Origin of the sequence: Streptomyces sp. NPDC059567 (genome assembly GCF_042735655.1) — a bacterium.
Classification (GTDB): domain Bacteria; phylum Actinomycetota; class Actinomycetes; order Streptomycetales; family Streptomycetaceae; genus Streptomyces.
The window spans coordinates 174,281-188,423 of record NZ_JBHWBS010000001.1; the positions used below are offsets into that span (position 1 = coordinate 174,281).

Annotated in this window: 8 protein-coding genes, 4 pseudogenes and 1 riboswitch; of the genes and pseudogenes, 8 read left to right on the forward strand and 4 right to left on the reverse strand. The window is 71.2% G+C overall.

The window, feature by feature from the left end:
- Positions 1–163: 163 nt before the first annotated feature.
- The gene (locus tag ACFVZW_RS00735) at positions 164–1,357 is read right to left on the reverse strand and encodes an FAD-dependent oxidoreductase (RefSeq protein WP_384514693.1); all 1,194 of its coding nucleotides are present in this window, start codon (positions 1,355–1,357) and stop codon (positions 164–166) included.
- Positions 1,358–1,462: 105 nt separating this feature from the next.
- Here ACFVZW_RS00735 and ACFVZW_RS00740 point away from each other — a divergent pair, with 105 nt between their 5' ends.
- The 7 genes and pseudogenes from ACFVZW_RS00740 to ACFVZW_RS00770 all read left to right on the forward strand — a co-directional run bounded on the left by ACFVZW_RS00740 (position 1,463) and on the right by ACFVZW_RS00770 (position 9,667).
- On the forward strand, positions 1,463–2,086 hold the full coding sequence (locus tag ACFVZW_RS00740) for a TetR/AcrR family transcriptional regulator (protein WP_384514695.1): 624 nt from the start codon (positions 1,463–1,465) through the stop codon (positions 2,084–2,086).
- A 102-nt stretch (positions 2,087–2,188) separates the two neighbouring features.
- Positions 2,189–2,369: riboswitch (cobalamin riboswitch) on the forward strand.
- A 230-nt stretch (positions 2,370–2,599) separates the two neighbouring features.
- A pseudogene (locus ACFVZW_RS00745) lies at positions 2,600–4,098 on the forward strand (CoA-acylating methylmalonate-semialdehyde dehydrogenase).
- Complete coding sequence (locus tag ACFVZW_RS00750) at positions 4,095–5,246, forward strand: acyl-CoA dehydrogenase family protein (RefSeq protein ID WP_384514698.1); 1,152 nt, start codon at positions 4,095–4,097, stop codon at positions 5,244–5,246. The pseudogene ACFVZW_RS00745 and the gene ACFVZW_RS00750 overlap by 4 nt, the downstream one beginning before the upstream one ends.
- The gene (locus tag ACFVZW_RS00755; RefSeq protein ID WP_384514701.1) at positions 5,243–6,316 is read left to right on the forward strand and encodes an enoyl-CoA hydratase/isomerase family protein; all 1,074 of its coding nucleotides are present in this window, start codon (positions 5,243–5,245) and stop codon (positions 6,314–6,316) included. The genes ACFVZW_RS00750 and ACFVZW_RS00755 overlap by 4 nt, the downstream gene beginning before the upstream one ends.
- Positions 6,313–7,230, forward strand: coding sequence for a 3-hydroxyisobutyrate dehydrogenase (mmsB, locus tag ACFVZW_RS00760; protein ID WP_384514704.1), 918 nt, complete (start codon positions 6,313–6,315; stop codon positions 7,228–7,230). The genes ACFVZW_RS00755 and mmsB overlap by 4 nt, the downstream gene beginning before the upstream one ends.
- Positions 7,231–7,296: 66 nt before the next feature.
- Positions 7,297–7,503, forward strand: a pseudogene (locus ACFVZW_RS00765) (enoyl-CoA hydratase-related protein); the annotation flags it as partial.
- A gap of 343 nt (positions 7,504–7,846) precedes the next feature.
- Entirely contained in the window at positions 7,847–9,667 is a 1,821-nt protein-coding gene (locus tag ACFVZW_RS00770) for an LGFP repeat-containing protein (RefSeq protein WP_384514707.1), read from the forward strand.
- A gap of 76 nt (positions 9,668–9,743) precedes the next feature.
- Here ACFVZW_RS00770 and ACFVZW_RS00775 read toward each other — a convergent pair whose 3' ends face one another.
- Both ACFVZW_RS00775 and ACFVZW_RS00780 read right to left on the reverse strand, forming a co-directional pair.
- Positions 9,744–11,285 carry a hypothetical protein gene (locus ACFVZW_RS00775; RefSeq protein WP_384514709.1) on the reverse strand — a complete coding sequence of 514 codons (1,542 nt, stop codon included), beginning with the start codon at positions 11,283–11,285 and terminating at the stop codon, positions 9,744–9,746.
- Positions 11,282–13,270, reverse strand: a complete 1,989-nt coding sequence (locus ACFVZW_RS00780; RefSeq protein WP_384514712.1) for a hypothetical protein — start codon at positions 13,268–13,270, stop codon at positions 11,282–11,284. Before ACFVZW_RS00780 ends, ACFVZW_RS00775 begins: the two co-directional genes overlap by 4 nt.
- 212 nt (positions 13,271–13,482) lie before the next feature.
- Between ACFVZW_RS00780 and ACFVZW_RS00785 the strand changes: the two are divergent.
- Positions 13,483–13,839 (forward strand): annotated as a pseudogene (locus ACFVZW_RS00785) (ATP-binding cassette domain-containing protein); the annotation flags it as partial.
- Positions 13,840–13,873: 34 nt separating this feature from the next.
- Here ACFVZW_RS00785 and ACFVZW_RS00790 read toward each other — a convergent pair.
- Positions 13,874–13,975: pseudogene (locus tag ACFVZW_RS00790) on the reverse strand (ABC transporter ATP-binding protein); the annotation flags it as partial.
- Between the last annotated feature and the right edge of the window lie 168 nt (positions 13,976–14,143).

A 14,143-nucleotide genomic window follows, 5' to 3' on the forward strand; every position in this document is an offset into this window, starting at 1 on the left:
ACCGAGCTGCGGGCGGCGGGCGGCCGGGGGGGGGTGGCCCCCGGGCCGCCGGGGGGGGGCGGGGCGCGACTAGCCGCCCCAGCGCGGCCGCCGCCCCGCGCGGCGCCGCGCGGCGTCGCGCCCGCGCCGAGCGGCTCCGGGGCGAGGCGGTGCCGCGGCCGCCTCAGAGTCGTGGGGTACCGGCCTGGGAGTCTCCCTCCGTTCGGCGGGTGGGCAGTTCGCCGCAGTCGTGGGTGTAGAGCCAGGCCGTGGCCTTCTCGAAGAAGAAGGGGACCGCCACCGGCATCACCAGATCGCGCATCCTTCGCGCGAGCGGACCGGCCGTCTTGGCGTCACGGTTGTCCGAGGCCGCCTTGACCATCTTGGCGACACGGTCCGAGCGGGCGGCGTCGTACGCCGAGAGGGCGGCGGCCACCGTGGGTTCCGTGGCCAGTGACCGGGCCAGGACGAGTGCGTCCTCCAGGGCCATCGACGCGCCCTGACCCGCTCCGACGGGGTGTCCGGCGTCACCGAGCAGCGCGATGCCGTCGTTGTGGCGGACCGGGACCGCGCCGAGCCTGTGCATCAGGGTGGGGCGGTGCAGTTCGACGGTCGCGTCAAGGATCGCGGACGGCACCTGTTCGTGCCGGTAGAGCCCGGTCAGGCGGCGGAGCCACTCCTCCTCGGTGAGGCCGAGCTCCGGCTGCGCGGGGCACGAGACCTGGGCCGACCACCAGACGTTGCCATCGGGGGCGGCGAGGTGGATGAAGGCGCCGTTCCGGGCGAACGTCATGTTGAGGAAGCCGGGTTCGGTCTCGATGCCCTCGGCGATGCCCGAGACGCTGTACAGCCCGGCGTACTCGGGAGCGGGCGCCCGCGGGTCGAGCAGTGACCGAGTGGCCGACCAGATGCCGTCGGCGCCGATGAGCAGCGATGCCTCCTCCGAGCGACCGCTCGCGAAGACCGCCCGCACCCCCTTCTCGGTGGTGACCGCATCGACCAGGCGCTCACCCGTGACGATGGCGGCCCCGGCCGCCAGCGCCTCCGCGCGCAGCGCCTCGACCAGGTCGCCCCGCATCAGGGTCACGCTGTGCAGCGTGTCGCCGCTCAGCCGTCCTCGCGGAACGTCACCCAGAAGCTTGCCCGAGCTCGACCACATGCGCTGGCCGGGCACATCGATCCCGGCCCGCCGCACCCGCTCCAGCACGCCGAGGGAGCGCAGCACCCGCAGACCGTTGGACGCCAGGCTCAGGAACGAGCCCACCTGGCCCGCCGGTTCGGCGTACGCCTCGTACACCGTGACCTCCACACCAAGCCGCCGCAGCGCCAGGGCGCTTGCGGCGCCCGCCACTCCGCCGCCGATCACCATGACGTTCATCCATACCCCCTGAATCAAGATTCAGTGAATTCAGATTCACCGAACTGTGGTTCACAATGAGGCAGGGGGCTGACGCACGTCAAGCCCGACGAGAGGACTCAGGTGATGGGCGTACGCAAGGAGAAGGCCGCCGAGACCGAGGCGGCGCTGAAGGACGCGGCCCGGCGGCTGTTCGCCGAGCGCGGCTATCTCGACACGAAGATCACCGACATCACCCGCGAGGCCGGGCGCGCCACCGGCTCCTTCTACGCCCACTTCGCGGACAAGAACGCCCTGCTCCAGGCCCTGATGCAGGATCTGAACGCCCAGGCCGACGCCGAGATCGGCGCGGGCCACCACCCGGTCGACCACGATCTGACGGACCCCGACCAGCTGCGCGAGCATCTCGCCGTCACCTGGCGGGTCGTGCGCGAGCACCTGCCCGTGGTCGTGGCCCTGATGCAGACCAACTTCGCCGGCCCGCCCGGCGAAGGCCGCGCATGGGCGAGCCTGGCCCAGGAGACGGCGACCCTCCGCGAGCACCTGGAGTGGCTCCGCGACCGCGGACACCAGCTGCCGGGCGACCCGGCGCTGGTCGCGGCGGCCATGGGTGCGATGGTCTCGATGCTCGGGTTCGCCGTCATCACGGCACGAGAGGACGGCCCGCGGGCCACCGACCAGGAGGTCGTCGACACCCTCACCGCCCTGCTGCTGCACGGCCTGGCGGGACCCGCGTCGGGCGCGAGCTGACCGCGCCGCTCACCCGGTGAGGCCCCGGCCCGGGCCCGCCGTCGAGGACACGCACCGTGCCCGTAGGTGGGGGGGGTGGACTTACTAGGACGTCCAACTATATGTTCGTGACAAGCCCGCGGTGCAGGGAAGCCGGTGTGAATCCGGCGCGGTCCCGCCACTGTGACCGGGGAGTGTGCTCTTCCAGCAGTTCAGGCCACTGACGGAAACCATCCGTCGGGAAGGCCGGAGAGCACGCGCTGATCCGGGAGTCAGGATACCGGCCGTGGGGTGTTCCGTGTTGTCCACGAGGATGGAGCAGACACGCATGGCACCGGTACGTGACCACGGCCCAGGTGATCCGGCGGAGTACCCGAACGGCGAGGCCCTGTCCCCGCGTTCGTGACTCGACGAAGGCGCCCCTCGCCTTCCCCTGTCCCGCGGCCGGACGCGCGGTGCGCACCCCGATCGGTGTCGTACCGCGGCCCCTCGCCGCGCCCTCCTCGGATCCTCACCTGACGAGAGCAGGCTTCGATGGTCCGCGAACTCACCCATTTCATCGGCGGAAAGCACACCACCGGCACGTCGGGTCTCTTCGCCGACGTCCACGACCCCAACACCGGCGCCGTCCAGGCCAGGGTCCCCCTGGCCGGCCGGGCCGACACCGAGGCGGCGATCGCCGACGCCCAGGAGGCCCAGCGGGCATGGGGCCAGTGGAACCCGCAGCGGCGCGCCCGCGTCATGCTGCGCTTCCTCCAACTCGTCGAGGGCGAACGGGACTCCCTGGCCCGGCTGCTCTCCGCCGAGCACGGCAAGACGGTCGCCGACGCGCACGGAGACCTGCAACGCGGCTTGGAAGTCGTGGAGTTCGCCGCCGGGATCCCGCACCTCCTCAAAGGCGAGTTCACCGACAACGCCGGGACCGGCATCGATGTGCACTCGCTCCGCAGCCCTCTGGGTGTCGTCGCCGGGATCACCCCCTTCAACTTCCCCGCGATGATCCCGCTGTGGAAGGCCGCACCGGCACTGGCCTGTGGAAACGCCTTCATTCTCAAGCCCTCCGAGCGGGACCCCTCCGTACCGCTGCGGCTCGCCGAGCTCTTCCTGGAGGCCGGCCTGCCGCCCGGCGTCCTCAACGTCGTCAACGGCGGCAAGGAAGCCGTCGACACCCTCCTCGCGGACCCCCGCGTCCAGGCACTCGGCTTCGTCGGCTCCACCCCGATCGCCGCGCACATCTACGCCACCGCCGCCGCCCACGGCAAGCGCGCCCAGTGCTTCGGCGGGCCAAGAACCACATGATCGTGATGCCGGACGCCGACCTCGACCAGGCCGCCGACGCACTGATCGGCGCCGGCTACGGCTCCGCCGGTGAGCGCTGCATGGCGATCTCCGTCGCCGTACCCGTCGGTGAGGAGACCGCCGACGCGCTGGTCGCGAAGTTGAAGGAGCGCATCGCGGGACTCCGTATCGGCACCTCCGACGACCCGGACGCCGACTTCGGTCCCCTCGTCAGCCGGGACGCCCTGGACCGGGTCGACCACTACGTCGGGATCGGCGTCGCCGAAGGCGCCGAACTCGTCGTGGACGGACGTGGGTTCACCCTCCCCGGACACGAGAACGGCTTCTTCGCCGGAGCCTCCCTCTTCGACCGGGTCACCTCCTCGATGCGGATCTACCAGGAGGAGATCTTCGGCCCGGTGCTGTGCGTCGTACGGGCCGCCGACTACGAGCAGGCCCTGCGGCTGCCCAGCGAGCATCTGTACGGCAATGGCGTGGCCATCTTCACCCGAGACGGCGACACCGCCCGCGACTTCACCCGCCGGGTCGACACCGGCATGGTCGGCGTCAACGTCCCCATCCCGGTGCCCGTGGCGTACCACACCTTCGGCGGCTGGAAGGCGTCCGGCTTCGGCGACCTGAACCAGCACGGACCGGACGCCGTCCGCTTCTACACCCGTACCAAGACCGTCACCTCGCGCTGGCCCTCCGGGGTCAAGGAAGGCGCGAGCTTCACCATCCCGACGATGGGATGAGCGCCGTGACCACCCTCACCGAGGACCAGCTCGCCCTCGCCGAAGTCACCCTCGACTTCGCGCAGGAGCAGCTCGCCCCGCACGCCGTGGCCTGGGACCAGGACAAGCACTTCCCCGTCGACGTCATCCGCAGGGCCGCCTCGCTCGGACTCGGCGGGGTCTACGTACGGGAGGAGCACGGCGGTTGCGGACTCACCCGGGCCGACGGCGTCCTCGTCTTCGAGACCCTGGCGACCGGCTGCCCCTCCATCGCCGGCTACCTCTCCATCCACAACATGGTCGCCTGGATGATCGACCGATACGGCGACCGACAGCAGCGGGAGCGCTTGCTGCCCGGCCTCTGCTCCGCCGAGACCCTGGGCAGCTACTGCCTCACCGAACCGGGCGCCGGCTCCGACGCCGCCGCGCTGCGCACCCGCGCCGAGCGTGACGCCGAACACTACGTCCTGACCGGAGTGAAGCAGTTCATCTCCGGCGCCGGCGCCTCCGACGTGTACATCGTCCTGGCCCGCACCGGCGGGGAGGGTCCCCGCGGGATCTCCGCCTTCGTCGTCGAACGAGGAGATCCGGGAGTCTCCTTCGGCGCCAACGAACACAAGATGGGCTGGAACGCGCAGCCCACCCGCCAGGTCGTCCTCGACGGGGTGAGGATCCCCGCAGGCCGGCGGCTGGGTGCCGAGGGGGAGGGCTTCCGCATCGCCATGCACGGCCTCAACGGCGGCCGCCTCGGCATCGCGGCCTGCTCCCTCGGCGGCGCCCGGAGCGCACTCGACCGCAGCCTCACCCACCTCGCCGACCGCGAGGCCTTCGGCGGCCGGCTGCTCGATGCCCAGGCCCTGCAGTTCCGGCTGGCCGACATGGCCACCGAACTCACCGCCGCCCGCGCGTTGGTCCGGGAGGCCGCCGAGGCTCTCGACCGCGGCGACCCGCAGGCGCCCCAACTCTGCGCCATGGCCAAGCGGTTCGCCACGGACACCGGCTTCTCCGTCGCCGACCGGGCACTGCAGCTCCACGGCGGATACGGCTACCTCAGCGAGTACGGCATCGAGAAGATCGTCCGCGACCTGCGGGTCCACCGGATCCTGGAAGGAACCAACGAGATCATGAACGTGATCGTCGCCCGCGGCATGACGGAGCACCCGCGATGACCGGGGACGAGGAAGTCCTGGTCCGCACCGAGGGGCGGACGGGCCGTCTGATCCTCAACCGCCCCAAGGCCCTGAACGCGCTCAGTCACCCCATGGTGCTGCGGATCGAGGACGCGCTCACCGCCTGGCGGGACGATGCCGCGGTCGAAACGGTGGTGATCTCCGGCGCGGGGGAGCGCGGACTGAGCGCGGGCGGCGACATCCGCGCCATCTACGAGGACGCCCGCACCGGCGGCACGGTCTCGGCCGACTTCTGGCGCGACGAGTACCGGCTCAACGCCCTGATCGCCCGCTACCCCAAGCCGTACGTCGCCCTGATGGACGGCATCGTCATGGGCGGCGGAGTCGGGATCTCGGCCCATGGCACCGTGCGGATCGTCACGGAACGCTCCCGCGTCGCCATGCCCGAGACCGGTATCGGCTTCGTCCCCGATGTCGGCGGCACCTACCTCCTGGCCCTGGCACCCGGCGAGCTGGGCACCCATCTCGCTCTGACCGGAGCGCCCGTCGGAGCCGCCGACGCGCTGCTGTGCGGCCTCGCCGACCACTTCGTACCTGCCGAACGGCTCGACCGGCTGGTCGCGGACCTCGCGCAGGCGTCCGTGCACGACGCCCTGGCCGCGCACGTCGGCCAGGCGCCGCCCGGTGAACTGGCGGCCCACCGCGAGTGGATCGACCACTGCTATGCGGCCGACACGGTCGAGGAGATCGTGGACCGCCTCCTTGGCAGCGGCGTGGCGGTGGCGAAGGAGGCGGCCGCCACCCTGGCCGCCAAGTCCCCGACCGCGCTCAAGGTCACCTTGGCCGCGCTGCGCCGGGCCCGCGGGCTCGGGCCGCTGGAACGGGTCCTCGAGCAGGAGTACCGCGTCTCCTGCGCGGCACTGAGCTCACCCGACCTCGTCGAGGGAATCCGGGCCCAGGTCATCGACAAGGACCGCAGCCCGCGCTGGTCGCCCCCCGCCCTCGCCGAGGTCACCGACGCGGACGTGGCCCGCTACTTCGCCCCGCTCGGCGCCGGCCGCGAACTCCGCCTTGCCGACATCGACTCGCTTCAGGAGGTGCCCTGGTGACCAGCGGCATCGCCTTCATCGGTCTCGGCCACATGGGCGGCCCGATGGCCGCCAACCTGGCCGCGGCCGGACACCGGGTGCTCGGCTTCGATCTCGTGGCCGACGCCGTGGCCACCGCCTCCGCGGCCGGGGTGGAGGCGGCGGAATCCGCCGTCGCGGCCGCCGCCGAGGCGGACGTGGTGATCACCATGCTGCCAGCAGGCCGCCATGTCCTCGCCCTCTACCGGGACGAGGGCCTCCTTGCGGCAGCGAGGCCCGGCACCCTGTTCATCGACTGCTCGACCATCGACGTCGCCGACGCACGGGCCGCCCACGACGCGGCCGTCGCCGCCGGGCACAGGGCCCTGGACGCCCCTGTCTCCGGAGGGGTGATGGGCGCCGAGGCGGCGACCCTCACCTTCATGGCGGGCGGGGGAGCGGCGGAGTTCGCCCAGGCCGAGCCGCTGCTGGCGGCCATGGGAAAGAAGTCCGTGCACTGCGGCGGAGAGGGCGCGGGCCAAGCCGCCAAGATCTGCAACAACATGATCCTCGGCATTTCGATGATCGCCGTCAGCGAGGCCTTCGTCCTCGGCGAGAGCCTCGGCCTCTCCCACCAGGCGCTGTACGACGTGGCCTCCACCGCCTCCGGCCAGTGCTGGGCGCTCACCACCAACTGCCCGGTCCCCGGACCCGTACCGGCCAGCCCCGCCAACAGGGAGTACCGCCCCGGGTTCGCGGCGCCGCTGATGGCCAAGGACCTGGGACTCGCCGCCAACGCACTGCGCGCGGGCGGCATCGACGCCGGGCTCGGCCTGCGAGCCGCCGAGATGTACGCGGCGTTCGCCGAAGGAGAGGGCGCGGCGCAGGACTTCTCAGGCATCGTCCACGTCCTGCGCGACACGGCCACCGAAGAATCGAAGGGAACCACCTCATGACCGAGCCCGCCCACGAGACGATCCTCGTCGAGCGCAAGGGCCGCACCGCACTGCTCACGCTCAACCCTCACGGTCGCGGAGACCGTCTCCGGGATGTCGAAGCCGGTCGCGATGATGGCCAAGGAGGCCGTCAACCGCGCCTTCGAAACCACCCTGGCCGAGGGTGTCCGCTTCGAACGCCGCCTGTTCCACGCCGTGTTCGCCACGGCCGACCAGAAGGAGGGCATGTCCGCCTTCGTGGACAAGCGGGCCCCGGACTTCATCCACCGCTGACCCCCCTCACTCCGCCCGCCAAGGCAGGCCCCTCTCAGGCGGAGGGGCCGGTCTCGGCGGCGGGACGCGCTCCCCTCGATCGCCGTGATCGTGCGGAGAGGATCACACCGGGGTTGACGCATGGCCATGGACTCCCCTGGGGAGAACCCGAGGTCGGAGTCGACCAGAGGGAGAGAACCACATGCACTTACGCAGGGAACGGCATCGCGCGGGTTCGGCGCGTTCGAGCAGCGCGGGGACGGCACGGTGGGCGGCTGTGGCAACAGTCCTCATGTCCGTGCTGGTCAGCGGAGTGGGAATGGCGCCCGCCCACGCTGTCGCTCCGCATCGGCCGGCATCGACCATGACGCAACCGCCGTCGATCACCGCAACGCCTGCGGCCAGGTCGTGCTCGACCGCGTCGTCCGGCCCGAAGGCGAACCCGGCGCACTGGGCGCCGACGAAGGACCCGAAGAAGACGGTCGTGCCGGGGCGGATGCGATCGGACTGCGAGGCGATTCCGGCAGGCTTCACCAAGGAGCAGGCCGCGAAGGCCGAGACGATGGAAGCCGCGCTGCTCGCCGCGTCAGAGAGGGCCGCAGCGCAGCGGTCGCGAGAGTCCTCCGCCGCCGACTGCCAGGTGTACTGGCCTGCGCCGTACGAGGTGTGCGGGGCGATCCGTGACAAGTACAACGCGCTCGGCGGCCCCAACAGCTTCCTGCTGTTCCCGACGTCGAACGAACTGACCAACCCCGATGGGCACGGCAAGCGTTCGGTGTTCCAGAACGGGCCCATCTACTGGTCGGCGAACAGCGGCGCGTACCCCGTGGTGAACCACTTCTTCGCCGCCTGGCAGCGCAACGGCTGGGAGTCCGGACCGCTCGGGTATCCGACCTCGGACGAGATTGTGAACCCCGACAACATCGGCCGGCGCCAGTACTTCCAGGGCGGCACCGTCTACTGGCGTCTCAACGAGGCCTATTACGTCACCGGCGCCATCAGGGACAAGTGGGGCGAGACCGGCTGGGAAGGTGGGTGGCTCGGCTATCCGACCAGCGACGAGGTCAAGCTGCCCGACGGCCAGGGCCGTATGAACCGGTTCGAGCATGGTGCCGTCTACTGGTCACCCACCACAGGGGCGCATCCGATCACCGCATCCATCCTGGATCAATGGTCCCGCGCCGGCTTCGAGGCGAGCTCGTACGGCTATCCGACAGCCGACCCGGTCACCCACCCTGGCGGGACCCAGGAGCAGCAGTTCCAGCACGACCGGATCTACAGCTCGGGCTTGACGATTCCCGTCACCTCCGGGGTCTCGCTGTCAGTCGGCGTACCGTCGGCCGGCGCCCTGACGCCCGGAACCGTGCCCGACGGCGTGGTCTTGAACGGTCCCGGCTTCAACGCCCGATTCCAACGCGTCGCCGGTGACGGCTCGTTCGAGGTCTCGCTGGTCCGACTGGACGGCAGCGCCCCCACGACGCTGGACCTGCTGTTCGGCGCCCCTGCCGGCTACACCCTTCGAGCGACACCTCAACGGGTGGAGCTCACCGACTCCACCGGCGCGGTGGTCGCGGGCGTCGGGCTTCCCATGGGCTTCGACTCCACCGGAGCGGCGGTGCCGGTTCAGGCGAGCTTCGAGGGGAACAGGCTGCGGTTGCGGCTCGGCGACTCGACCGCGTTCCCGATCGAGTTCCCCGCGATCGCGGCGAAGGGGAACGCACTCGAAGAGTGGTGGTCCACCGGAATCAAGCAGCGCATCGTCTGCGAGAGCGAACCGTACGACTGCTTCCGGGTGCGCAACGCGCGGGGGCCGGCCTTCAACGTGTCCAAGAACGCCTTCCCCGAGGCGACGGAGACCGAGGACAATCGGATCGACGCCGCACGGCACTGCATCTGGAACGGTCTGATGACCGAAGGCGCCAATCAGGGATTCGCGCAGCGCATGGCCGCGGCCCATGAACTCGACGGAAGTGCGAAACCCGGCTGGACCCGCAACGCCCAGCTGATGGACGAGTACAACAACAAGACGGGTGTCCAGGTGGGGCTCCGCAATGAAGGATCGCCCGGCACCATCGAATCCACCTGTGTCCGGTACGGAAAGGAAGCGCGGATCGTGCCTGAACCGGACACGATCGACCTGACGAACCCGAACGGCATCGACCTCATCGCGTTGCGACACCCCTGATCCACACGTGACAGACCGTCACATCTGCCCGCCGCGTCGGTCCTCCGGCGCGGCGGGCGGACTGCCGGATTCGGAGTCAGTCGCGGCTCGCGGTGCAGTCCGCCGGTGTGGGGCGGCCCGTCGGCCAGGCGAGGCCGACGAAGCGGATACGGCCGGGAGCGTCGGGGGCGAGTTCCACCACGGAGACCGCCTTGTTGTACGGGTTGCCGTAGTTGTCCAGGCAGATCCAGCCGCTCGCGCCGTCGACCTTGCCCATGCCGTGCAGTCGCAGCCACGAGTCGCTGATGCGGCCGAGAGTGGGGATGACGGGGTCGCCGTCGTCGCGCATCCGGATGGCGGTGATCGCGGTGAGACCGGCGTCGTAGAAGGTGATGGTCCGCGAGTCGGTGAGTTCCACCGGGCCGATGTTCCCGACCTCCTTGCTGGTGGCGAGGTCGGACAGGGTGCGGAACGCGGAGGCGGAGCCGCCCGTGGCGGGTGCCTTGCGGTCGGTCCAGGCATCCGGGTGGGCGACGGCGGCGTACTGGAGGGTCACGCCCTTGCGGAAGGCGTCCCAGTCGAGGAGCTTGTCCGAGGAGAGGGTGGAGGCACCCGAGCCGGTGATGACGGTGTACTTCTTCTCGGTGCAGCCCCGGTTGCCCAGCTCGTTGACGAACTGCCGCAGCTGGACGGGTCGTCCGGCGAAGTAGATGACCTTGGCCGCCGAGGTGCAGATGGTGTCGACCATCTGGTCGAAGGCGTTGGCGGTGGTGCCTTCCTCGTGGAACTCCTCGGGCGCGCGGTACTGCTCCGGCGCCCGAGGTGATCCGAGGGTCCGCTCGGCGAAGGCCCGCTTGAGCGCGTCGACGTAGTTGTCGCCGGTGCGGATGTCCTCGACGACCAGGGTGTGCTTGGGGTCGATGCGCTTGTTGAAGTGGGACAGGGCCTTGGCCTGGTCGGTGGTCGTGGGCACGACCCGGGCGAGGCCCGGGTACGCGTCGGGCCGCTCACGGCTGTTGCCCGAGTCGTCGGCGGTGATGGGGCCACCGACGACGGGAATGCCGCGCTCCCGGGTGAGATAGCCGATGGCTTCCTGCGTGGTGGCGGTGGAGACGTCGAAGCCGATCACGGCCCGGAGGCTGTCGGTCGTGGACTGCGACATGGTGCCGAGCTGTTCGGCGACGGGTCGCCAATGGGCGTGACTGCGGCCGGGGTTGGCGAGCAGCAGCCGTATCGCCGGCTTCTTGCTGTTGGAGTCGTGGTTGGCGCGGTACTGCGCGAGATAGGCGCCCTGCACCTCGTGGAGCGTCTTCTGCTGCTCGAAGGTCTGCGCCGGAGCCATCGGCAGCATCACGGCGACGGAGACGTGCGGTTCGCCCTTGATCCGCTCGTTCTCCGCCTTGATCCGCGAGCTGACCTCCTTGAGGTTGTCCGCGAAGACGAAACTGCCGTCGGTGACGCCCGTGCATTCCCGGGAGCCTTCGGGGCCCCGTTCCTCGATGCCCTTTCCGCAGGCCGGATCCGGTCCGAAGACGACGATGCCCGCCCACACGGCGGCGCCGAGCACGGCCAGGGCGGCGATGAGGGCGGCCGCCTTGGTGAGCGGTCCGCCGGGGAGTCTTCCGATGAACGACGTCATGACGCGGCACCTTCCTGAACGGGCAGGTCGGGAGCCTGTGTTCCGGCCCGCAGACGGGCCGGCCAGGCGGCGGACGCCTCGCGGTAGGCGGCATGCGCGGCCTTGTTGCCGTACAGCGTCTCCAGCGCGATGCGGACGGTGGTCAGCTCGTCCTCGCGCGGGGCGAGGGTGAGCGGGTCGGACAGCCGCCACAGCAGGGGCACCAGGGAGGCGACGGCATCGTGGTGCGGGCCGGGGGCGTCGCTGCCGCAGGCCGTGCACGACAGGGTGGGGCTCCCGGCCGGGGGTTCGTAGTCCTCGCGGGGGTGGGGCGCGGCGCAGATCAGATTGAGTGAGGTCAGCCATGCGGCGGGCGGGGCGACGGTGAACCGGTGGTGCAGGACGCTGACCACCTCCTCGACCCGGCCCAGGGCCAGCGTGTGGTGCAGATACGTGTCGCCGCGCGGGTCGCACAGGGAGCGCAGCCGCAGCTGGGTGTCGCGCCAGCGCTCGTGGGTGACGGTGGCGGCGAGGCGGTGCCGCAGCAGCAGATCGAGGGCACGGTCGCCGTCGAGACAGGAGCGGGTCCGGTAGTCGTCGGCCTCGCGAACCCGGACGGCCACCATCTCTTCGGAGTGGTCTTCGGGATGGGCGAAGGTCCACAGCCCGCGCCGAGTGCCCGCGTCGGCCGCGGCGGACAGCAGCACCAGGCGCTCCCGCATCACCGGATCGGGCAGCAGCTTGGCGAGGAGCGCGGGTGCGGCCTCGTCGAGGAGTTCCCCGCCGCGTATCGTGCCCACCTCCTCGACACGGCGCACGGCCGCGTCCGCCAGGATCCGGGCGCTCGCCGCCCGGCCGCCGCTGTAGCGGGCGACGACGCGGGGCAGGTGGTCGGGGTAGTCGACGGGGCTGAGCATCTCCGCGATGTGGGCCGGTTCGATGTCGGGGACGCTCAGCACCAGCGGCCGGGCCTGTGGGACGGCGTCGCCACCTACCTCGCTCAGCGGTGGGTGTCCGTGGCTCCTGCCGAGCAGTGTGGCGAGGGCTGCCGGCCGCGTCCGTGCCTTCCCCGGCGCGTCGCCGTGTCCGGCGTCGAGCAGGTCGAGGAAGACGCGTCCGACGTCGGTGTGGGCGTTGTCGAGGAGCAGAAGCGGTCGGGGCTTCTTGTTGAGCCGGCGCAGGGTGCCGTAGTTGGCGTCGATGTCGTCCAGGAGGGCGGCGACGAGGTGCTCCTCGGCGGTGCGCCTGCGGTCGTCGAGCCTGCGGAAACCGCGGACGAACTGGAAGAGCCGCTGCAGCGAGTCACCCTGGTAACCCTGGGAGCGGTGCAGCCGGCCGCCCCACCAGGCGAGCGCGCCCTTGTCCGGTTCGTTCCTCACGAGCTGCGTCCGGGCGGCGTCGAGGACGATCCCGGCGATGGTGTCGAGGCCGGGGACGGCGGAGAGCACCAGCGGGAGGTTGTCCGTGACGAGGTCGAACCAGCGGCCGAGGCTCTCCCTGCGGCGGCGTACGTCGGGGTCCTCGGCGGTGATGAACGTACGCAGATCCGCTTCCGCCCGGCGCAGGTCGGGCGGCCGCACATCGGTCTCGCCACTGTTCAGCGGGCGCCAGGCGGTGACGACGAGGAGCCCGAGCGACAGCCGGGGGAAGGCCATCGGCTTGCCGAAGTGCCGAACCTCCAGACCGAGTTTGTACGCGAGGAGATACAGCAGGTGCGTGATGCGGGAGGCGTTGGGGACGTCGTCGTCGCCGTCGGCGACACCGGGCTCGCCGAACCCCGGAGCCCCGAGGTCGACGCGCGCGAGCGGCACCCTGCCGTTGTACGCGTCATGGACGGCGCCCAGCAGGGCGGTCTTGCCGCTTCCCCGTCCGCCGACGATCCGCACGACGGGCGCGCCCTTGGGATAGGCGAAGGGGACGAGGTACCCGTCCTTGTGATGCAGCCCCACCAGCCGCGGGACGAACCCCTCCTGCAGAGCCTGCTGACCGTACAGTCTCCCGTCCATGGCGCTCGCGCCTCCCCCTGTCACTTGCGCATCAAGAGATCAACTCAGCGTGCACAGAAGGAACTTACCTGACAGGAGCCTGCTCGTCAGAGGGGTTGTGGACGATCAGTCCGCTTCGGAAGAGCCGTCGACCGCGAGGACGTCCTCGGCGTAGGGGGGCGTTCCGGCCGCGCCCTCGGCGGCGGGGCGTGGGCTTGATTCCGCTTGTTCGGTTGGCGACCGCCGCCACTGCGACCGAAGCCCCGCTGACCGTACGGGACCTGCACGTCTCCTTCCCGGGCAAGGGCTGGCGCGCCCTTCGGACGGAGGTGCTCCACCAGGTCGACCTCGACATCCGGCCCGGTGAGACCCTCGGTCTCGTCGGCGAGTCCGGCTCCGGCAAGACGACCATCGGCCGCGCGATCCTCGGCCTGGTGCCCGTCACCTCCGGCACCATCACCGACCTGCGCGACCGCGTACATCTGCCGTCCGACGCCGCGCGGCGCCTGCCACGCGAGTTCTCCGGCGGTCAGCGCCAGCGCGTCGCCATCGCCCGCGCCCTCGCCCTCCGTCCCCGCGCAGTTCACTGCGCCGGCGCTGCTCGGCGACGTCGGCGGACAGCAGCAGGGTCCGGGTGTAGGGGTGGTCGGGCGAGCGTGTGATGTGGTCGGCGTCGCCCGTCTCCACGATCCGACCGCGGTGGATCACGGCCACACGGTGGCTCATGCAGCGGACCACGGAGAGGTCGTGGGAGACGCTGGTCCCTGGCTGAGGCCCCGGGGGGGGGGGCGGGGGGGGGGGGCGGGGCGGGGGGGGGGGGGGCGGCGCGCGGGTCTAGAGCGGAGAGAGCGACTCTCGGCGGGCCCCCCCGGACGGGGGGCTGGGGTCTGGGCG